The organism is Rhodohalobacter sulfatireducens, assembly GCF_022012475.1.
Classification (GTDB): domain Bacteria; phylum Bacteroidota; class Rhodothermia; order Balneolales; family Balneolaceae; genus Rhodohalobacter; species Rhodohalobacter sulfatireducens.
On record NZ_JAKLWS010000026.1, the window covers coordinates 12,994 to 33,491 of the forward strand.

The following is a 20,498-nucleotide window of genomic DNA, read 5'->3' on the forward strand; positions in this document are numbered from 1 at the left end:
TGCACAAATAACATTACTGAATAGTCTATACTTCTGTGTTAAATTGATTTACACTGTGTCTAATAATAAAAAAGCATAGTCCTATTATTAATAAAAGAAAAAGCCACTCCTGTAAAACAGAAGTGGCTTTTCTTACATAAACAATCTCTTATTAAACAGAAATTTGTTTTTTAAGGCTGAGGAGTCGCAACGATCTGGTAACCGAAACCTGCAACACCACAACATTGGAAGGTAACATCTAATGTCAATTCACCAGCCGTATCATTGTAATTACCGGATACGTCAAGTATGATTGTTTCGAATCCTTCTTCGTGAGCATTTGGTGCACCTAATACATCTCCACCCGCTGTTACATTAAAAGCATAAGCAACATCTACTCCAAAGAGAGCACCGGCGATATTACTGGTTCTAAACAAGTAAGGTGCACCTCCTACAACGATTGGTGAATCAGGTTGTGTAATTTCAAATGTCCCTGAAAAAGGACCGAAATCACCGGTTGCTTCATAGGTATACGTTCCTGTCGGAACAGCTCCCAACCCGTTGATCACGAACGTTCTTTCAAGTCCAATATCACCCCGCCCTAGAGAGAGTGTTTCACCACTCTCGGTTGTAGCACTTTCAAGTGTAAAGGTTAAGTTTCTGGAAGTTCCAAGAGCTGCTTGAATCGGAAAATCCAAAGTAACGGACCCATTATCCAGACTTGTTGATTCAGGATCATGTTCTATGGTTACCGTTCCAGGTGTTCCAGAGCTGAAAACGTAATCATCACCTTCAACCGCATCACCGCTTATGGTATATTCTACGGTTACATTTTCATATTGCGTTTGGCCCAACTCAAAAACAACTTCAAGTGATCCTCCGGCAACAACGTCTTGTCCTTCAGTACCTATCGTAACAAACGCAGGCACAGCCCCATCCTCGTAGGAGATGGGTTCATTCACGCTTTCGCATCCCAGTAACAGTAGTGTGAGAACTGAGACCGAAAATATAATTTTTATAATTTTCATAATTTTATATCTCTAAATTTTTCAATTAGTTCTCAAACCACATTGGCGTATCCAGGATCGGATCCTGTGGTGTATTTGGGTTTGATGACACTTCATCCGGCGGATATGGGAATCGTCGGATTACATCACCTAAATCTGCATTCTGTGCAACCGTCAGTTCCGGGAACTTCGTTCGTTTCCACTGGCTCCAGTTCTCGGGAGCGCGGTCCCATACCTCAATATACTGTTGAGTGTGTATGGCTTCTAATGCCTGATCTTCACTGGAAAAACCTGCCGGTAAATTCGCAATGTAGGCATCCATTTCAGCGGTTGAGATTCCATCAGATTGTCCGGCCCGTGAATTTAAAACCGTGTAAGGTGCTAAGAATTCAAGAGATGCTCGTACACCTTGGATATAGGCATCGTGAGCACCCGCTAAATCGCCGGTTGTAGCCAAAAACTCGGCTTCATAAAATAGAACTTCTGATGCGGTGAGCATACGATTTGGCCAGTCTCTTCGAATGATGTTCTGGCTAATCATCGCTGTGCCATCACCGTAATTGGAAACGCCGGCTTCCTGCCCTTCATACTCGGTACTTTCAAAAGTTTCACCACCGTCAAAGGTTGGGAAAGCGAAATATGTCTCTCTTCTGGGGTCTTGCAGTTCATTCATCATATCTACAAGTGTTTCACCTGCAAAAATGAAGTTATTACCGTTTCCGGCATCTGTAAAACCACCAAAGAGGTTATTTAAAGTCCACACGTTATTCGCATTGTCATCACTGTCAAAAAACGGAACTGCAGCTTCGTCAGCATTTGTACGAATCAGTTCTGCATTGTTCAGTAATGCACTAATTTCGCTATCAACAGATGGATCCTGGTTACGGAGAAACATATATGTCCGTAATTTCAGTGAGTTGGCAAACTTTGTCCATTGTATCATATCTCCGCCGTAGATCAAGTCACCATCACCCACGGAAGCCTCACCAGGCTGGATCTGTCCCAAAGCTTCATCAAGCAAAGTAATGACACCCCGCAAGACTGTTTCCTGATCGTCAAATTCAGGTTCAGGAAACTCATCAGGATCGAAAGCCTGATTGAATGGTATATCTTCCCACATCATGGTTAATGAAAAGAAAAGATAGGCTTGTACGATCTTTGCTTGTGCAGCCACGTTTGGCCTGTTAGGTTCTTGATTTTCAGCCGCCTGGATCATCAATTGCAGATTCCTGCTGCTGGTACCATACCAGTTTCCCCAGGTATTTCCAGTTGAAAATGGACTAATGGTATATCTGTCGGGTCTTATAAAAACTCCTGTAGAACCATTAGGCGCCCACGCATTGATAAAGAATGCGTTTGATGGCATAATCTCCATTGCCCTGTTAGAAGCAATGTTTGCCAATACTGTTGGGAACAACAGGTCTGGCGATACAGATGTTGCGGCGTTCGGATCGGTATTGATATCCAAATAATCATCGCAACTTGTCAGCGCAAATATTAGCGCCGTCAGTAAAATTAACTTTTTCGATATTTTCATAATTATCAAAATTTCTTGGATTAAAATCTCAATTGAATGTTAGCGCCATAAGATCTGGTAGAAGGCAATACATTCCACTCAATTCCCTGCCCGTTTGAAGCAGATCCAAAAAGACCTGTCTCGGGGTCGATATGTGGTACCTCACTATAGAGTAAAAACAGGTTTCTGCCTTCAACGCCTACAGTCAGACTGCTCAAAGGAGTGTTTTCAATCCATCTTCTTGGCAATTCATATTCAACTTTCACCTCTCTAAGTTTCACATAAGTAGAGCTGAATGTATTTCCTTCATGGACGTTTGCGCTTGCATAATTATTCCAGAAAGATTCAACATCCTGAACGGGAGTCGTGTTTTGACTGTAGCTTCCGTCAGCATTTTCAACCAAGCCGTCGATTATAAATGTGCCGCCCCGGTTTTCTAATGTTTCTTCGGCTACACCAGCTCTTCTGAGTGATCCAACAGTTTGTGAGAAAAGAACTCCTCCCTGCCGGTAATCCAAAAGGAAACTAAAATTCAATCCTTTGTAGTTGAACTGATTATTTAAGCTGAGCCTGTAATCAGGATCAATTTTACCCAGTCGTGTTTCGCCACCGGTTCGAATCAGCCCTGTATCAGGGTTGATGATCAATTCTCCGGTATCTTCATCACGTAAAAAGCCTGGTCCATACAGACCTAAAGGCTTACCGGGCTCTGCACGTACCTGTAATCCGTTAAAAGCACTTTGAATCACAATTTCATCTACACCGGGTGCTAAAGATTCAACGACATTTTGGTTTGTCGTGAAGTTCACAGTAGCAACATGGTTAAATGTTGAAGTTCGGATTGGATTGAGATTTACAGACAACTCAATACCTTTATTTGAAACTTCACCAATATTTGTTCTCAGTGCGCCAAAACCAGTTGTTTCTGGAGTAGGAATAGATATGATTTGATCTTCAGTTCTCACATCGTAGTAAGTGAAGTCGAAACCAAATCTTCCGTCAAAGAATTGTAACTCGGCTCCTACCTCGAAAGATTTTTGAAGCTGTGGCTTCAAGTCTTGAGGTGGCAGTGTTCCGGTTGCATTAAACCCGGTTCTTCCGCCAAATGGGAAATTCTGACCCGTTCCATACTGCCCGAAAATACTCGATACCGGGAAGTACCTGAAGTCTAACTGATAAGGAGCTTCATCACTACCTACCTGAGCATAATTAGCTCGTAGCTTACCATAAGAGAGTATATTACCTGCAACATCAAATGCTTCGGTAAACACAAAACTCGTATTTATAGATGGGTAGAAAAACGAATTATTATCTTCCGGAAGTGTTGAAGACCAGTCGTTTCTGCCTGTAGCGTTTAAGAACAAGTAGTTCTTGTAACCAAACGTTACGTCTGCAAATACACCCAGTAACCTTCGTTGACTGTAATAGTTTGAAGGGTTATTAGAAGATGCATTCGCAAAGTTCAGGAGACCCGGAACATCAAGTGTAGATGCAGTATTTCTCAAAACACTTTGCTCACGTGTGTTCAGGTTATATCCGACAACACCTTGAAATGAAATGTCTTCATTGATGTCTCGAACAATTTCCGCTAAAAGGTCAACATTAATCTGCTCTTCCTGGATAATATCGAGTGAAAAGTCACCGTCATCACGTCCCAGGGTTCCGACAGAATTTTGTCGTTGTCTATCCTCTGTATAATAGTCTAATCCAGCCCTGGCCGTAAGAGTAAGCCAGTCTAATGGAGAGTATCGAGCCTGAGCATTTCCAAAAACACGCTGAATTGTATTTTCGAATGGGTTTTCATTTACAATCCAGTACGGGTTATTCGTCTGAGAAGAAAGTGCTCGCTGAGTTCCGTCTTCGTTTTTGTAATTCTTTAAATCTGTAAGATTTGTTGTTCGCGGTAAAGTATTGATCAACGATGTAAGTACATTCGGATCATTACCACCGGCAACAGCTCTACCCGTTGTGGAAAGGTCGGTATATGTACCTGATAATCTTACCTGGAAATTTTCCGTCATATTTCTGCCGGTATTCACAGTAATGGCTGTTCTGTCTAATGTATTATTAGGAACAATTCCACTTTGATCTGTTCGCGTAACAGCTACTCGCAAATCAGAGATTTCATCGGCATTTGAAAAAGATATACTGTTTATGGCAGTCAAATTACTGTTATAAAAATCTTTAACATTATCCGGATATGCCTGAAGTGTAACTTCTTCGCCACGAATATTTTCAACTTGCTGTCCTGCAATTGGAGGACCCCAACCATTCAAGCTATTGCTATCGTATTTACCATTATCTCCCTGCGCGTATTCATTTTGGAAATCTGGTAATCTTAAAGGTGAGGAAGTTCGTACACTTGAATTAACAGTTACAGACTGGCCAGTTTGAGCTGAACCTCTTTTCGTAGTAATAAGAATTACACCGTCTTTTGCACGCTGTCCATAAAGAGCAGCTGAGGCAGCGCCTTTCAAAACTGTTACACTTTCAATATCGTCAGCATTCAAGTCTCCACCCCTGTTACCAACATCAACAGCGCCTGTCAATCGGTCCTGGCTAGTATTTCCAACAATATTAGAGTTTGAAATGGGTACACCATCAACAACAAAAAGTGGTTGATTACTGCCTGAAAGAGAAGAAATTCCACGAATGGTGATACGAGTAGAAGCACCAATATTACCAGACTGACTTTGAACTTCTACGCCCGGTACTTTTCCGGCTAAAGCATCAACAAAGTTGGTTTCTCGAGCTTTCGTAACCTCTTCGCCGGTCACGGTAGAAATTGAGTAAGCAAGAGCTCTTTCCTGCCTTTCAATCTGCTGACCCGTAACAACGATTTCGTCAAGACCAACAAGATCTTGTCTGAGTTCGATATCCACCGTGTTATTTCCGGCAGTAATATTAAGAGTTAGTTCTTGACGTACATACCCAATGAACGACGCAGTCACATTATACTCGCCTGTGGGTATCGATTGAATGCTATACACACCATCAAGATTGGTTACTGCACCACGATCTATATCTGGTATATAAATGTTAACTCCCGGTAATTCTTCACCGGTTCTTGAATCTGTTACTGTACCAGTTAATGTACCTGTCTGAGCATACGCTGAAGACATGAGGAACAAACTGAGTAACAATGAAAATAGTAGCCTATAATTCATATGAGACCTCATTTATTGTTTTGGTTAAGTAAAAGAAGATGAGCCCAAAATGATGAGCATACTCATGCTAAACTATTTGATGAGTAGTAACGTTTCTAAAGATGTTTTTTTATTTTGAAGATTAATTTTCAACGTGTTTCGCTGACTCCGAGCCTACATTTCTGAGCATTTATTAAATTATTAGTTGAAAGAATCCATATCAAATTGTCAGTAAACTTTTCAAACAATTTAGATTCTTTAAAATAGTTACCTAACTCTCCGTTTTTTCCAGTTAAAATTTAAATTATCTTTACAGATAAGGTTAAGAAAATAAATACTTTGGAGTTCTCAATTGTAATCTCTTTCATTCATACCCCTATAAGATAAGTAAAAATTTTAATTGGCATGGCTAAAATTTTTTACATTCTAATCACCAATATCTGAGCACATTTAGTGTATCCTGTTAAATTTTAAAAACCCTATTGGTTCAACAGATAATCGACAAATTTCAGGCTTTGAAAGGCCGTGGACCGGTTTTGGGGAGACCTCAGCAGCTGGCCACTGCGATATGGATAGAGCCTGTAGATGACAAATACGTTTTCATTCCCAAAATCAGGGGGTGAAACCTCAATTTCTTCCTTCTCCCGCATCTGATAATTTGCTTTATGATATCCATACATACCACTCGACAATAAGAACAGATATGTTTGATTTAAATCGGGACGGTTATCGCTCCCGGCTACACGGGATGAATTTCTTTGCCTGATGATGATTGTATCTGTTGCAATTTCTCCTTTCAACACTTCGGATACTTCAACAGATACAGTCACACCAAAACCGTCCTCCTCAAATTCCTCAGCAATTACGTCTGTCACGGTTCCAACGAGCGCCACATCTGAAAGCAGAGATTGTTCATCGAACGGCCGTACATTCGCGGTTATCGCATTTATTACATCCACCCCATTCTGTTGAAGTTTATAATAGTCTGCCGGCTTTACAGCGCTTAGTAACAAAACCATCGAAAAGAAATTGGCATTGTCTCTGTAATATGCTTCCGGTTCACCCTCCACTTGGTGGATCAGCTCATTTTGAAGAATATTTCTCATGACGATAAAATCGTCTTCCCACCCTATCGCCTTCATATAATCTTCGTGAGCAATTCCAAGACGTTGCGTACTGCCCGATTCTGGAAAAGTGAAAATCAAAAGAAAACAGATCGCGGCTATTGAAGTGAGATAAAATCGGTCTTTTGTAACCATAGTTCTGGAATTCATTATTCAATTGTAAGTATATCTAAGGAAATAAATAAAATCTGAAAATCATTTCACTTGAATAAATAGATGTATCAACCATTTTGTAATCTCTAATTCCTGAAGATGAGAGAACGATGCTATTTCTTTAGCTGTTCGATGATAAGATTGTAAATCTCCGATAAAGAAAAAATTACGTTTAATAAATATGAGTAAGAATATTGTATTAGTCGGTGGTAGCAGTGGTATTGGTTTAAAACTTGCAGAATTACTTAAGGAGCAGCACTCGCTAACGATTATCTCGCGAACAGATCCTGAGTTAACGGGGGTCACGCATCACACAGCAGACATTACATCAGATGAGCTACCTGAACTGGATGATCCGATTGACGGCCTTGTTTACCTGCCGGGCTCAATCAACCTAAAGCCTTTTAAAATGTTAAGAGAAGATAATTTTCGTGATGACTTTGAGATCAACCTTCTCGGTGCTGTAAAAGCTATCAAAAAATTTGAGCAGAATTTAAAAGATTCCGGTAATGCCTCCGTCGTTATGTTCTCTACGGTTGCAGTTCAGCAAGGACTCTCCTTTCATGCATCCATTTCTGCAGCAAAAGGTGCTGTGGAAGGCTTTATTCGCTCGATGGCAGCCGAATATGCACCCGATATACGGTTTAATGCAATAGCACCATCCATTGTAGATACGCCCCTGGCTAAAAACCTATTACGAAATGAAAAACAAAAAAAGCGGTCTGAAGAAAGACATCCAATGAGACGTATTGGTGAACCCAAAGATATTGCGGCTGCTGCTAAATTTTTACTTTCGGATGAATCAAGCTGGATGACGGGACAAATTATACATATCGACGGCGGACTATCGTCCATTAAACAGATGTAATATGGAATCTATTTACAGCAAAGATATCGAGAAAATGGACCCCGTTTACAGGTTACACCTAATCAATAGTGTAACGGGGTTCAAGTCTGCGAATCTTATTGGGTCAAAATCCAATGATGGTATACCAAACCTTGCAGTATTCAGTAGTGTAACTCATCTGGGTTCAAACCCACCTATGGTTGGTTTTTTTGTTCGTCCCGGAGATAGTCCACCTGACACTTACAGAAATATTCTCGAAACAAAGAGCTACACCATTAATCATATCCCCGCTAATCTGACCTCAAAAGCACACCAAACCTCTGCTGCATATTCCTTTCATCACTCTGAATTTGAAAAGATTGGCCTTAATGAAGAGTATACAGATTCTGTTTATGCTCCTTATGTTAAAGAGTGTACAATTAAGCTCGGTATGGCATACCGCGACCACTACCCAGTTTCAATAAATGGAACCGTTTTAATTGTTGGAGAAATTGTTGAATTAAAGATCCCAAAAAATTTAATCGAGACTGACGGACATATTGATTTGAATGAAGCGGAGACAGTAACGATAAGCGGTTTAGATGCTTATCACAGACCAAAAATCATTCATCGGCTTGAATATGCAACCCTAAAAGAAGCATCCGCTAATAAAAGTTAGATTTGGCAGACGCTAATCTCCGTTTTGTACAATTCTCGGAATAGTTGTTGGAAGGCGAACCAATACTTCGTAATTCAAATTATTTGTCATCTCTCCGAACGAAGCAACCGTAATTTCATCGTCTCCCTGTTGCCCAATCAATACGACTTCATCTCCTTTTTTGGCTCCGTCAATATGTGTGACATTAATCGTGATCATATTCATATTTACCAATCCAACAACTCCGGCACGTGTTCCGTGAATCAGTACATACCCGGCATTGGTAAGGTTCCGCCCAAATCCATGAGTATAGCCAATAGGAACCGTCGCAATTTTCATTCTCCGTCCGGCCAGGTAAACATTTCCGTAACCGATAAAATCACCACTGTTTACCCATTTTATATTCATAATTTCACTCTTCCATCTTAGCACACGTTTCAGAGGGTCTTCTCCCTGATCCAGGTCCAGTGATTTCATGATCTGCATGTATGTTTCCCGGCTGGGCCAAAAACCGTATTGCGCAATTCCGATCCGTGCCATATCGTAATGCATTTTCGGCCGCGAAAGATATGCGGCAGAGCTCGCAGCATGAACCGGCGGCAGTTCATCTAAAATATCTTTGGCAAGGTTTAAAGCCTTTTGCAGTTGATTATTCTGATTTTCAATACGGTAATAATTCGCCACACTCTCAGCACCTGCATAATGTGTGCAAATTCCCTCAACTTTAATCTCTTTCTTATTTTTTTGAACGGTTTCAAACACCTGTTTCCAGGTGGGCTCTTCAAATCCGGTCCTGTTCATTCCTGTTTCTATCTGGAGATGTACCCGTGCCCTTTTTTGCATCTTTTTTGCACTCTCTATGGCAGCTTCCAGGCGATCCAGTTCAAAAATATAGAACTCCACGTCATTTTCTATCGCCCATTCAAGCTCATCATCCCGAATCATCCCCATAATCATGATATCTGTCTCGGGATGAGTTTGCGTTTTTTTAGCGATCAGTGCTTCATTCGCGCTAAAAACGGAAAAATGATTCATCCCTGATGACTCTGCAATAGGCAAAAAATTTGTGATACCATGCCCATATGCATTTCCCTTTATCACGGAAGAGAGTTTTACGGAGTTTTTAGCACGGTGCTTTAAAAACTGAATATTATTTTTGAGGGCGCCCTCGTCCAGTTCAATTACCGAAGGCTGGAGAAAAGATGATTTCATACAAAAAAACTACAGAACTTAAATATGTTGCAAGAAAATGGCCCCGGGGAGCAAACTTGAAGTTCAATCACAACTTGGGACTGAACCCAAAAAACTACATTGATTGGTAATAGTCAACTATTCCTCTGAACATTGCAATTCCGGCAGGAATCAGGTTATCATTAAAATCAAATTTTTCCGAATGAAGCGGAGGTTTATCCTGACCGGCTCCCAAACCAAAAATTGCGATTGGAAACTGTTGCCCAAACTCTCCAAAATCCTCACTCCAGGGAAACGGTGCATTCAATTCCTTGTAATCTAATCCCTGTTTTTCAGAAACATTCATGATCACTTCTGCACCCTCTTCACTATTAATAGTTGCTCGAAATGGTTCTACCTTCTTCAGTGAAACTTGCCCGGTAAAATCTTGCTTTACTTTATCGATGATTTCATAAACCAGCTTTACACCGGTATCCAGTTTTTCATCCGATGCAGAACGAATTGTAAATCCTATCCGTGCCTTCCCCGGACTAATGCCAAACGCCCGTTCTCCCATTTTGATGTAGGTGCAGACAATTTTGTTGCTTTCATTTTCGTCCCGGAACGCTTTCATCCTTGCATCAATTTCTGTGATGAGCTGTGCAACCGTTACTGATGGATTCAGACCTCTTTCAGGGTAAGCCGCATGGCTAAACGCTCCTTTTACTGAGATTTCAAGCCCGACTGAACCGGCCGCAAACGGTCCCGATTTACAGATGATTCTGTTTTCAGCAAAACCGGACAGATTGTGCAATGCAAATCCATGGTCAATGTTCAATTCTTTAAATCGATCATCTTCTAGCACCCTGGCCGCTCCTTCGCCCGTTTCCTCCGATGGTTGAAAGAGCAAATACACGTCGATCTCTTTCGGTCGATTCTTGTGTAATTCTTTTGCCAAACCAATGAGAATTGTCATATGCCCGTCATGTCCGCACCCGTGCATAGCACCTTTCAGGCTAGATTGATAGGGCAGGTTTGTTTCTTCCTCCACAGAGATGGCGTCCAACTCAGCACGGAAAAGCAATCTTTTTTCCGGATTTTTCGATGAGCATCGAAATGTTGCTAATACACCGTGTCCGCCCAGACCAGTAAGAATTTCATCAGCACCGCACTTTTCAAGTTCACCTTTGATCCGTTTAGCAGTCTCCTTCTCTTCACCGGAAGTTTCCGGATGTTTATGAAGGTCTTTCCTTAGTTGAATGAGGTCTGATAACATCAGGTAGTTACTTAATTTTGCAGGTATAAGCACTTAATTTTAAACCTAATAAATATCCCCAAGTAAAATTCTTGGATCGGGATATCTTTCACGCGCCGGAATAAGGTTTTCTTTCGCTACAACACCAGGCATATCCGGTTCTCCGGGATCTTCAATGCAAAGTTGGTAATGTAGATGCGTGGGCCAGTTTCCATTTTCTGATTCTTCCCCCAGCCATCCAACCACCTCACCTTTCTTTTTCTTCTCCCCATTAATGTGCAGTTCCAGGCTTTCTTTTGATAGATGACCATAAAGAGCATAAATCTCCTGGCCTTCAACCATATGTTTCAGTATCAGTGTACCTCCGTAATTGCCCTCATCATTTTGAAATGTTGAATAGGCAACCACTCCGTCAAGAACTGCATAGACGGGCTCACCGGCTTTTGCCCAAATATCAATTCCCATGTGAATATTTCTTCCATCGGCATATCGCGGTGCACTATACATAACTCCTCTTTTTTCCAGGTAACCGCCAACAGCCCAACCTCCGGATTTTACAAATGCGGTTATGGAATCGCGATCGAATTCAGAGGTGAGATTGAACTCTTCATAGTCAACCGGAAGATCCATAACCGGATGTGTATCCTTTTTTTTGACCGCCGATTTTATAATGCTTTCAAAATCGAATGAGGGGAGTTCCGAAAGTTCCATATCCTTTCAATCTGCTACTTTTTTCTCGATATAATCAGAACTCATTAAACCGAGAGCTCCCATATATTTTAATTTGAACCGAATCATATCGCCAACTTTATAACCTTTTGGGTTGGAGCCAACATCCAGAACAAGCATATCAGAACTGGCATCTGTTATGGTAATGTTATCGTCCACCGGGATTAAATAATTCGGTTGGATATCCAAAACTCCAATATCGATAATCGCCCTGTAGGATGTTTTTCCATAATCTTCCTCTGAAATTTCAGTGGTTTCTCCCTGTGGATTCACACCCAGCTCGCCCATCGGTACTTTAGGTTTTTCAGAAAGCTCGATGATTTGTGTAAAAAGTTCCAAAACACGATCGCTCATTCCTTCAATCACACCATCCGAAAACAGGTTTTTGCCGAAAAACAGGGCTTCACCCACACGGAAATGGTTAATGCCTGTAGGCAATTGATTTTTTAAAAGCAGTGGAATAGTCACCGTTGTTCCACCGGATACTAATGGAATTTCTTTCTTAAATCGCAGCTCAATGATCTGTTTATAAAGTGCAAGCTGTATCAATTTATCACCATCGGGCATTACCCCGTGCAAGCAGTTGAGATTTGTACCAAGCCCAACGACCTCAATTCCCGGTAGCCGAAAAACTTTTTCGTAAAAATTGATCAGGTCATCCCGCATCACACCTTCACGCAGGTCGCCCATCTCAATCATGATAATAACCTTATGGACCTTATTTTGGCGTTCTGCCTCCTCCGAAAGATCATGAAGGGTTGCCAGTTCCGTATTGAGGCTGATATCTGCGTATTTCACCACATCGCGAACAATATCTTTTGGTGGGGGTTTGATGTAGATTGTAACCGTGTCCGGATCAATCTCTTTTATCACTTTCAGGTTACTTACCCTGGAATCGTGAACCTCACCGACACCGAGATCAATAACCTCATTCAGAAATGCTTTGTTACCACAAAAAAGTTTTGTGGTGATTCCCCATTTAATACCATTTTTTTTGAACAGTTCATCCAGGAATTGAAAGTTATGCCGCAACTCCTCTCTGTATAATTTTAAATAAGCCATATCGGGTATTCAGGTTTCAGTATGCGTCGTTGGGGTATTCGTTGTTTATTACTTATTTAATGTGCCGATTATTGTTGCTTATTTCTTTGCAGACCGTCTCATTTCCAAATACTTGTTTGTAAAACCCACCTTTTCATACAAATATTTCGCAGGATTGTTGGGTTCAACGTGCAGCGCGATATCACCGGTTGTAGCTTCAATGATTCGATTCATAAGTTCCTTTCCTACTCCCTGTCCTCGGGTTTTTTCGTGAACCGCAATGTACACAAGAATATTCTCGGGAATATATTCACTCATATTGGTTTTATTAATGATTACTGCCCCCACTATTTCGTCCTCTTCGTGTGCAATGAGGATGAAACCATCCTGCCCGGGATTGTCACCGTAAGCATACCCGATACATTTTAAAATAGCAGACTTTGTATCGCCATATTCATCTAAATGTTTATACAGAAAATCGGCTATTTGATCTCTCGAAAACCCGGTCGGGTTAGTCTCATCGGAATGGCTGATCTCATATTTAATCATTTCATTTCAAATTTTAAGTATTATTCCTTCTTCAAATTCTCAGATTTCACTTTATCAGGAAACAGGAGTGATACAGTTACAAATATTACAGCAGATGCTGAAATTCCAAACACATTCGGGTCCAATCCATAAGGTAAGGCAATTTCTATAAAATCGATGGCAATATCATTCCAGAACGACAGACTGAATCCCTCCCAGCTAAGAACTGGATGACCCAATGTTAGATATACAGTAGTTGTACCGCCAATCAGCATCGCAGAAATTGCGCCGGCACTACTGCTTCTCTCCCAATACAACGCTCCTATAATCGGTACAAATAGTCCTGAAACCATAAATGCATATGAATAGAGCATAAGGTTTAGAACACTCTGCATGGAACTTGCCAATAGGAGTGCTCCTGCTCCAATTATGAAGGTTGTTATTTGTGAAAACCGTAAAAACCTCGGACTTTCGTGATCAATCTTTTTGAAATAGCCGATGATATCAGAAACTACATTTCCGGATGATGCCATAAGGCAACTGTCTGCGGTGGATAGAATAGCTGAAAAATAGGCTGACATCATAATTCCCATCAGCCCAACAGGGAGTACAGTACGCAGCAGCATCGGCAAACCTGTTTCCGGATCAGTATCTGATATGTCGGCCGCACCAAGGTAATCAAACATACCCTGGGAAGCGGCAACCTTAGCAAAAAGCCCTAATAAAACACCCATAAAAGCCATTACCGGCCACTCAAAAAGCCCGGCAAGATACCAGGCCCGTTTTGCAGTTCTTTCATCCCGGCAGGCATAAATGCGTTGATAGAGTGTCATACCCACGAACCATATCGGGATGATTGTTGCCCCCCAGTAAACAACCCTCTGCCAGGTTATATTTCCAAGGGTGAGTAATTGAGGATCAACAGCCGCTTGTATTTCACTCCAGCCGCCCACTGCATCATAGGAAACCGGAATCCCGATGAATATCAACCCGAGCATTAAAATAGTCCACTGTATCGTATCTGTATAAATAACAGCTTTCAGGCCACCCAGTACGGTGTAGAGAACTGCCACGGTTCCCATGATAATAAGAGCGGTTTGAAGATCGAGGTTAGCAAAAGTACCATTTGCGAGTTTCGCGCCGGCCAGGATTTGTGAACTTGTGAAACCGGCATACCCAATGGCTGAAATAATTCCGGCTATCAGGGCTACCTTTGCATTAAAAAAATGCTTAAAGACTTCGGGAAAGGTATAGGCTTTATCAAATGCCCGGTTCCCTTTTACTTTTGGAATCAGTAGAACAGCCGCCATCCAGGCACCAATTAATCCTGTAAACAGCATCCAAGAACCGGCAAGTCCCATGGTAAAACCAAGTCCGCCAAGTCCGATGGAAAAACCACCACCAACATCAGTTGCTACAACGGAAAGCCCAATATGCAGACTGTTCATGTCTCTTCCGCCTACATAGTAGTCTTCTCCTCCCTTGTTTTGCCTGAAAAAGTAATATCCAAATCCAAGCAGTCCTACGATATATACTACAAACAGTGCGAGATCTATATAGTGCATAAATCAGCGTGGGGATCGATGAGATATAGCCTGAATATTGCTCGTAGGTTTTTGTTTCGTTTCCACTTCCGTGTCAATTCATTAGGTATGAAAGGTACAAGCTTCATCAGCAAGCATCAAACAAAAACAAGGCTATTCTTCCAACCTGAAAAATTCAAATATGCCATTTAGGATAGATTCTGATCGGTTTTAAGGCCAATTGTTAATTTTTTTTAAAATATTTTGTTAAAAAATTGATAAGTTCTCTATTTCAAACATCTTTAAAATGCAGGCGTACCAGATATAGAGCATAAATCTTGTTGGCCTCTAATTTGCTGGTTTTGAATAGATCAATACATCTTATTTTGATTAAAAAGGGGAAAATCAGGCAATTGTTGTAATCGACTATGGCAACACAATACGTATTTATTTAATCGGGTATGAAAAATAAGGACTACAATTTTATTTGGAGGCCCGTCTCAATAGACTTTCTTACCTCAAATTTTAAAATTTCAGATACCAGGCTGTATGGCCCAATAATTGTCTGGGTATTCATTATTGTTGCTTCCTTGTTAATTACAGCTAATCTAATGCAACAAGAATGGCTTACTCTAACTTCAGACAGGGTTGAGATCATCAATTTCTTCCTGTTGAATCCCGCTTTGATCATCGGGATGATTTTGCTGTTTTGGTTTGGTTTTGAGTGGGGGTTTATTCCCGTTTATCTCTGCACATTTACCGTGGCATATATGTCAAACATCACTGTGCTGTGGGCTTCCCTGATCGGTATGTCGTTTATTTTTGGGATGGGATTTTTTGCATTGGCGTACCACAGTATTCGAATTCCGTATACTCTGAGAAGTATTAAAAGTGTAGCTGCTTTTGTGGTAATCTCGTTCATTGCAGCACTTGCCAGCTCTATGGGATCTTTTATTTGGAGTTTCTTCCTTCAACTCTCGGCTCAAGATACACTGATTGTTTGGAAAAGCTGGTGGACCGGGATCTTTTTTCAATCTATTCTGATATTAGGCCCACTTCTATTCATACTGTCGCCTTGGGTTGAGAAGAAGAAAAGTCAACTTTTTGAGCTTCCGGAACAGAAAGACGTTTCCCCAAAATGGATTTATGGGTCTGTAGTCAGTGTGGCACTTACCCTGGCACTTTTTATATTCTCCGGGTATCTGCTTGGGCGGTCTACTGTTCGCGAAACCGTTGGCAGCAGCGACATGGTACTGGTCACAGACATCATGGGGTCTCTCGAAGCGTTCGAGATCATTACCTGGACATCCATCGGGCTGATTCTTATTACCGGATTTGCCGCTATCTACCTTCTGCACAGTTGGAACGAAAATTTACGGGAGCAAGTCTCAGAACGAACCGCTGACCTTCTTGAAAGCCGTGAAGAGCTAAAAGTTTCACTCAAAGAGAAAGATATCTTGTTTAAAGAGATTCAGCACCGTGTAAAAAATAATCTTGCACAGGTACACGGCATGCTTGAGCTGCAGGAGACAATGAGCGAAAACGAAAGTGTAGCGGATCTACTGAAGATCTCGAAATCCAGAATTCGTACAATGTCTCTCGCACATGAGGCCCTCTACAATAATGAAAACTTTTCGAAAATCAGCCTTAAAAATTATATCGAAAACATCGCTGAAGTCACCCATCGTTCATTCCATGATGGTAATAAAGTTGTGAATCTGAACTATGAAGTGGACGACCTCCACCTCGATATGGCAAAGGCTATTCCACTCGGTTTGATGATTAGCGAAATCCTGATCAATGCACATAAGCATGCGTTTAACGAAACAAAAAATGGCAGCATCAAGATTTTATCGAGCATAAAGGATCATTCAATGCAGCTAAACATTAGCGACAACGGCTCCGGCATCCCTGAAGATCTCGATCTGAAGAAAAGCAACTCGTTGGGTATGACACTCGTCAACAGTTTTACAGATCAGTTAAAAGCCAACATGACGATCAACAGCAATAGTCATGGCACGCGTTTTGAATTTTCGATTCCGCTGGAGTCGATCATCAGTGAGTAAATAGAGAGTAGGAGGACCAGAATGCCTCCCATGAAAAAATACTAAAGATCCGCTCGCCTCCTTCGAAGAGTTTAAAAAGAACTCAAAACCACCTGATAAAAAAGAGTCTCTCTTTCAAATATTTCGAAATTGCTGCATAGCTGTTCTCTTCGGAATCGTTTTCTTCCATATTCTTTTCTATGACTCGAAATTTTTTGCCAGAATAGCCATTGGAGAATCTTTTTACTGGTTTAAAAATCCCTATTTCTTAAACTATCTTGGATTATGTGCAGTACTTGGCTGGTGGAAAGCTCAAAAATTTACACGATGGCTCCATGAGGAGATTGGCTATTTGAGGTTTTGGTAATAAGTAATTCTTTCTTTTTAGAATCTGATTTGGTTTAAATCTTTCTGTCTTTCCATCGTTATTAATACATTGAGTCAAAATTTATTTACATAAAGTGGCGATTTTAATGGGAAAAACACGATTAAAAGAAAAAGTAGAATCCCTTTTAAATGATCTGCCCGAAGATGCAGATTGGAATGATTTGATGTACAAAATCTATGTAAGGCAATCTATTGAACATGGTTTAAAGGACCTAGAGGAGGGTAATGTATTATCACACAAGGAGATCAAAAAAAAGTTCAACATTGAGAGATGAAAATAATCTGGACTTCTAAAGCAGAAAAACATCTCTCACAGATTTTTGACTACATTGCGGAAGACTCTCCTTACTACGCTTCTCGAACAATTGAAAGAATTATTAGTATCGCCGAAAAAATTTCTAAAAATCCACATAAGGGAAGGACTGTTCCTGAATATCAGGATAGAAATATTAGGGAGGTTTTTATGCATCCTTACAGAATTATTTACTTCATTAAAGAAATCAGAAATTTATATTCTTAGTGTAATTCACGAGGCGAGAAGTTTGCCAGATAACATGTAAAAATAAATAATCGGATAATTCTAAACCCTACTCAACCGCATCCACATCCACATTAATCCTCACGGAGGATGCACCTTTCGGTTTCATCGATTTATACTTGTCAAAAATTCTATTCAGCAGCTCTTCAATTACATGGGCATTATACGTTCTCTTCAGTTTGATATTGGCCTCCCATTGGAATTGCCCATTCATCCATTCAATAACAGATGGGGAAGGCCCCATCACAACATTTTCGCCCACTACTTTTCGCATGGCGTCACAAAAACGGTTCGAAACCGTTTGTATCTTGCTTATTGATTTGGATTTAAATTGAAACACCACCATTCGCGAGTAAGGTGGAAAGTTTAGCATCTCCCGGTTTGCAAGTTCTTGTTTTGCAAAAGATTTAAAATCGTGCGTACGTGCCGAGACAATAGCCGGATGATCCGGTTTCCAGGTTTGGACGTAAACAATCCCCGGCTTTTCGGCACGGCCGGCACGGCCCGCTACCTGGCTCAGCAATTGAAACATTCTCTCGCCGGCTCTGAAAGATGGAAATGCAAGTTCCGTGTCTGCGTTCACAACCCCAACTACGGTTACATTCGGAAAGTCGAGCCCCTTTGCCACAAGTTGAGTTCCGATCAAAATATCAGCCTCACCATTCAGAAATTTCTCATAAATTTTCTGATGACCAAATTTCCCGGATGTCGTATCGCGGTCCATCCTCAACAGTCGAGCATCCGGGAACAGATCCTGCATCTCCTCCTCCACTTTTTGAGTCCCGCTCCCCTTAGACACCATATTGTCAGATCCGCATTTTTCACAGTGAGTATCCGCCCGGCGAGAATAGCCACTGTAATGGCACAGCAGAATATTTTTCTTTTTGTGATAAGTGAGACTCGTTGAACTGTGTGGACTTTGGGGAATATGTCCACAGTCTTCGCATTGCAAATAGGAAGAGTAACCCCTGCGATTGTAGAGTAAAATCACCTGCTCATCTCGCTCCAGTGCTTCTTCTATTTCTAAATGAAGTTCCGCAGTCAAAGAACCTTTCATTGCATGCTTGTATTCCAACAGGTTCAGAATTTTTACCTCAGGCATGGTTCCGGTTGGGCGCAACGGCAGCTGCAGCATTTCATGTTTCTTTTCCATCACCGCTTTCACGGAAACCATTCCCGGTGTGGCCGATCCCAACACCACAACTGCATTTTCCATGTGAGCCCGCATCACAGCAACATCCCTGGCATGATAGCGTGGAGACGGATCAAACTGTTTATACGAGGTATCATGTTCCTCATCCACCACAATCAATCCAACATCCTGAACCGGTGCAAACACAGCTGAGCGCGGCCCAATGGCAATTCGCTTATCACCGGATTTCAAACTTTGCCACGCTTCGAACCGTTCACGATCACTGAGTCTGCTGTGTAGAACAGCTATCTGATCTCCAAAAATCTGGTAAAACCGCTGAACTGTTTGAGGTGTAAGCGCAATTTCCGGTACAAGTACCAGTCCGCCTCTGTCCTGTTCTAAACAGTGTTTGAGAGCGTGAATATAGACTTCCGTCTTTCCTGAGCCGGTTACGCCGTACAGCAGAAAACTTTTGAACACTCGTTCATCAAGCGGTTCTCTAATGGCATCAAATGAATTCTTCTGTTTTTCAGTAAGCGTTTTAATTAGTTCAGGATCATGTACGCCGATATTCTGCGAATTCGTTTCTACGGGCAAATCGACCGATTCAATCCAACCCTCTTCTTCGATTCTTTTGAGTGTGTAGGGTGTAAAAAGTTCATCTCCAAGTAGATCCCGGTGAGTTTTTGGCAGATCCAGTTTTGTTAATTCCTCAAACGCCTGTTCCCATTTTTTGGATTGACCCTTCTCCGATAAATCTTCAAGGATCTCTTTCGGCTCAATGGATGCAGGGATCTTCCAATGCTTTGCCGTTTTGTAGTCCACACGCTGCCTGGGCTGTTCCCAAACCTCAATCCAGCCGGATTTTATTGCTTTGTTTAGAAGCTTTTTTTCCACTCCATCCCGCCATCGTTTTCGGGCGTTCTGGAGTGTATAATCTCCAGCCTCTAGATCCTCAAGAAGTTCTTTCTCTTTTTTTGTGAGTTGATCTCGATTTGATTTTTTAACCCGCAGTTTTTTCACTGAACTAAAATTCAGCCCAACCGGCAACGCTGCCTGAATCGCTTCTCCCCAGCTACAGTAGTAAAATCTGTGAATCCATTCGGTAAGCTGAAGCATGGTTTCATTCATGATCGGCTCATCATCCAAAACTTGCTCAACCGGTTTTGTCTTAAAATCCGGCCTGTGTTCGTGAACCTGAACCGCCATTCCGATGGCATATTCATTACGCAGCGGCACCCAAACCCGCATTCCGGGCATTATGGTTTGATCCTCAGAGATTTGATAAGTAAATAATCTGCGAACGGCAGTTGGAAATGCTATATCAACATAAGTTTTTGGCATGAACCAAAGCTATGGAATCTTACGGAGATAGTCATCGGATGAGTACTTTTTGCTAAATAATCATAATAAGTTTATTCATACATCCGAGCACTTTTTGGAAACCTTGCAGATCTTTCAGTTTAGGCTTTTAAAAACTATATTCACGCTTCATCCAATCACGAATAACCAAAAATACCGTGGCAAATACTTCCAGCAGTACAAGCAGCCGATCATCCTTCCGAACATCCAGGGTGATTTTTTGTATCATGATAACACTTATTGCCCTGATGATCATCTGGCCCGGATATACTTTTTTCTCATCAGCCACTCCATTGATTTTAGGTTTCCCTCTCTCCTTTGCTTGGATCATTTTTTGCACAATCGCAGGGTTTATCTCTTTGCTTCTCCTTTACAGATC

At 41.4% G+C, this 20,498-nt stretch carries 17 protein-coding genes; 5 read left to right on the plus strand and 12 right to left on the minus strand.

All coding sequences use genetic code 11. The features are described from left to right. Positions 1-170 precede the first annotated feature (170 nt). From L6773_RS16060 to L6773_RS16075, 4 genes are all read right to left on the minus strand, one after another. Complete coding sequence (locus L6773_RS16060; protein WP_237855465.1) at positions 171-1,007, minus strand: hypothetical protein; 837 nt, start codon at positions 1,005-1,007, stop codon at positions 171-173. Positions 1,008-1,032: 25 nt separating this feature from the next. Then, complete coding sequence (locus L6773_RS16065) at positions 1,033-2,523, minus strand: SusD/RagB family nutrient-binding outer membrane lipoprotein (RefSeq protein WP_237855466.1); 1,491 nt, start codon at positions 2,521-2,523, stop codon at positions 1,033-1,035. Positions 2,524-2,543: 20 nt separating this feature from the next. Next, the gene (locus L6773_RS16070; protein WP_237855467.1) at positions 2,544-5,624 is read right to left on the minus strand and encodes a SusC/RagA family TonB-linked outer membrane protein; all 3,081 of its coding nucleotides are present in this window, start codon (positions 5,622-5,624) and stop codon (positions 2,544-2,546) included. 503 nt (positions 5,625-6,127) lie between these two features. Further along, the gene (locus L6773_RS16075; RefSeq protein WP_237855468.1) at positions 6,128-6,907 is read right to left on the minus strand and encodes a hypothetical protein; all 780 of its coding nucleotides are present in this window, start codon (positions 6,905-6,907) and stop codon (positions 6,128-6,130) included. A 199-nt stretch (positions 6,908-7,106) separates the two neighbouring features. Between L6773_RS16075 and L6773_RS16080 the strand changes: the two genes are divergently transcribed. Continuing rightward, positions 7,107-7,793 (plus strand): SDR family NAD(P)-dependent oxidoreductase, encoded by a 687-nt coding sequence (locus L6773_RS16080; protein ID WP_237855469.1) that lies wholly within the window; start codon positions 7,107-7,109, stop codon positions 7,791-7,793. 1 nt (position 7,794) lies between these two features. After that, a complete protein-coding gene (locus L6773_RS16085) occupies positions 7,795-8,430 on the plus strand; it encodes a flavin reductase family protein (RefSeq protein WP_237855470.1) in 636 nt (211 codons plus the stop codon). A 12-nt stretch (positions 8,431-8,442) separates the two neighbouring features. Here L6773_RS16085 and alr read toward each other — a convergent pair whose 3' ends face one another. From alr to L6773_RS16115, 6 genes are all read right to left on the minus strand, one after another. Then, positions 8,443-9,621: an alanine racemase gene (alr, locus tag L6773_RS16090; protein WP_237855471.1), complete on the minus strand. Its 1,179-nt coding sequence runs from the start codon at positions 9,619-9,621 to the stop codon at positions 8,443-8,445. 94 nt (positions 9,622-9,715) lie between these two features. Further along, positions 9,716-10,855 carry an amidohydrolase gene (locus L6773_RS16095; protein WP_237855472.1) on the minus strand — a complete coding sequence of 380 codons (1,140 nt, stop codon included), beginning with the start codon at positions 10,853-10,855 and terminating at the stop codon, positions 9,716-9,718. Between the two features lie 45 nt (positions 10,856-10,900). Then, positions 10,901-11,545: a peptidoglycan DD-metalloendopeptidase family protein gene (locus L6773_RS16100; RefSeq protein ID WP_237855473.1), complete on the minus strand. Its 645-nt coding sequence runs from the start codon at positions 11,543-11,545 to the stop codon at positions 10,901-10,903. A gap of 6 nt (positions 11,546-11,551) precedes the next feature. Next, a complete protein-coding gene (locus L6773_RS16105; protein ID WP_237855474.1) occupies positions 11,552-12,625 on the minus strand; it encodes an alanine racemase in 1,074 nt (357 codons plus the stop codon). Positions 12,626-12,703: 78 nt separating this feature from the next. Beyond that, the gene (locus L6773_RS16110; protein WP_237855475.1) at positions 12,704-13,153 is read right to left on the minus strand and encodes a GNAT family N-acetyltransferase; all 450 of its coding nucleotides are present in this window, start codon (positions 13,151-13,153) and stop codon (positions 12,704-12,706) included. A 20-nt stretch (positions 13,154-13,173) separates the two neighbouring features. Then, positions 13,174-14,697, minus strand: coding sequence for a sodium:solute symporter family protein (locus L6773_RS16115; protein WP_237855476.1), 1,524 nt, complete (start codon positions 14,695-14,697; stop codon positions 13,174-13,176). Positions 14,698-15,116: 419 nt separating this feature from the next. Here L6773_RS16115 and L6773_RS16120 point away from each other — a divergent pair, with 419 nt between their 5' ends. The 3 genes from L6773_RS16120 (at position 15,117) to L6773_RS16130 (ending at position 17,607) form a co-directional block, all read left to right on the plus strand. Further along, the gene (locus L6773_RS16120) at positions 15,117-16,721 is read left to right on the plus strand and encodes a histidine kinase dimerization/phosphoacceptor domain -containing protein (protein WP_237855477.1); all 1,605 of its coding nucleotides are present in this window, start codon (positions 15,117-15,119) and stop codon (positions 16,719-16,721) included. Between the two features lie 452 nt (positions 16,722-17,173). Continuing rightward, the gene (locus tag L6773_RS16125) at positions 17,174-17,362 is read left to right on the plus strand and encodes a hypothetical protein (protein ID WP_237855478.1); all 189 of its coding nucleotides are present in this window, start codon (positions 17,174-17,176) and stop codon (positions 17,360-17,362) included. After that, complete coding sequence (locus tag L6773_RS16130; protein ID WP_237855479.1) at positions 17,359-17,607, plus strand: type II toxin-antitoxin system RelE/ParE family toxin; 249 nt, start codon at positions 17,359-17,361, stop codon at positions 17,605-17,607. Before L6773_RS16125 ends, L6773_RS16130 begins: the two co-directional genes overlap by 4 nt. Positions 17,608-17,674: 67 nt before the next feature. Here L6773_RS16130 and priA read toward each other — a convergent pair whose 3' ends face one another. Further along, positions 17,675-20,101, minus strand: a complete 2,427-nt coding sequence (gene priA, locus L6773_RS16135; RefSeq protein ID WP_237855480.1) for a replication restart helicase PriA — start codon at positions 20,099-20,101, stop codon at positions 17,675-17,677. A gap of 127 nt (positions 20,102-20,228) precedes the next feature. Further along, positions 20,229-20,450, minus strand: coding sequence for a hypothetical protein (locus L6773_RS16140; protein ID WP_237855481.1), 222 nt, complete (start codon positions 20,448-20,450; stop codon positions 20,229-20,231). Between the last annotated feature and the right edge of the window lie 48 nt (positions 20,451-20,498).

What these genes read in the sequence shown, in the direction of transcription:
- L6773_RS16060 (WP_237855465.1), bottom strand. Translation starts at nt 1,007, where the DNA reads ATGAAAATTATAAAAATTATATTTTCGGTCTCAGTTCTCACACTACTG.
- alr (WP_237855471.1), bottom strand. Translation starts at nt 9,621, where the DNA reads ATGAAATCATCTTTTCTCCAGCCTTCGGTAATTGAACTGGACGAGGGC.
- L6773_RS16065 (WP_237855466.1), bottom strand. Translation starts at nt 2,523, where the DNA reads ATGAAAATATCGAAAAAGTTAATTTTACTGACGGCGCTAATATTTGCG.
- L6773_RS16125 (WP_237855478.1), top strand. Translation starts at nt 17,174, where the DNA reads ATGGGAAAAACACGATTAAAAGAAAAAGTAGAATCCCTTTTAAATGAT.
- L6773_RS16130 (WP_237855479.1), top strand. Translation starts at nt 17,359, where the DNA reads ATGAAAATAATCTGGACTTCTAAAGCAGAAAAACATCTCTCACAGATT.
- L6773_RS16100 (WP_237855473.1), bottom strand. Translation starts at nt 11,545, where the DNA reads ATGGAACTTTCGGAACTCCCCTCATTCGATTTTGAAAGCATTATAAAA.
- priA (WP_237855480.1), bottom strand. Translation starts at nt 20,101, where the DNA reads ATGCCAAAAACTTATGTTGATATAGCATTTCCAACTGCCGTTCGCAGA.
- L6773_RS16070 (WP_237855467.1), bottom strand. Translation starts at nt 5,624, where the DNA reads ATGTCTTCAGCGTATGCTCAGACAGGTACATTAACTGGTACAGTAACA.
- L6773_RS16095 (WP_237855472.1), bottom strand. Translation starts at nt 10,855, where the DNA reads ATGTTATCAGACCTCATTCAACTAAGGAAAGACCTTCATAAACATCCG.
- L6773_RS16080 (WP_237855469.1), top strand. Translation starts at nt 7,107, where the DNA reads ATGAGTAAGAATATTGTATTAGTCGGTGGTAGCAGTGGTATTGGTTTA.
- L6773_RS16085 (WP_237855470.1), top strand. Translation starts at nt 7,795, where the DNA reads ATGGAATCTATTTACAGCAAAGATATCGAGAAAATGGACCCCGTTTAC.
- L6773_RS16140 (WP_237855481.1), bottom strand. Translation starts at nt 20,450, where the DNA reads ATGATCCAAGCAAAGGAGAGAGGGAAACCTAAAATCAATGGAGTGGCT.
- L6773_RS16120 (WP_237855477.1), top strand. Translation starts at nt 15,117, where the DNA reads ATGAAAAATAAGGACTACAATTTTATTTGGAGGCCCGTCTCAATAGAC.
- L6773_RS16110 (WP_237855475.1), bottom strand. Translation starts at nt 13,153, where the DNA reads ATGATTAAATATGAGATCAGCCATTCCGATGAGACTAACCCGACCGGG.
- L6773_RS16075 (WP_237855468.1), bottom strand. Translation starts at nt 6,907, where the DNA reads ATGGTTACAAAAGACCGATTTTATCTCACTTCAATAGCCGCGATCTGT.
- L6773_RS16105 (WP_237855474.1), bottom strand. Translation starts at nt 12,625, where the DNA reads ATGGCTTATTTAAAATTATACAGAGAGGAGTTGCGGCATAACTTTCAA.
- L6773_RS16115 (WP_237855476.1), bottom strand. Translation starts at nt 14,697, where the DNA reads ATGCACTATATAGATCTCGCACTGTTTGTAGTATATATCGTAGGACTG.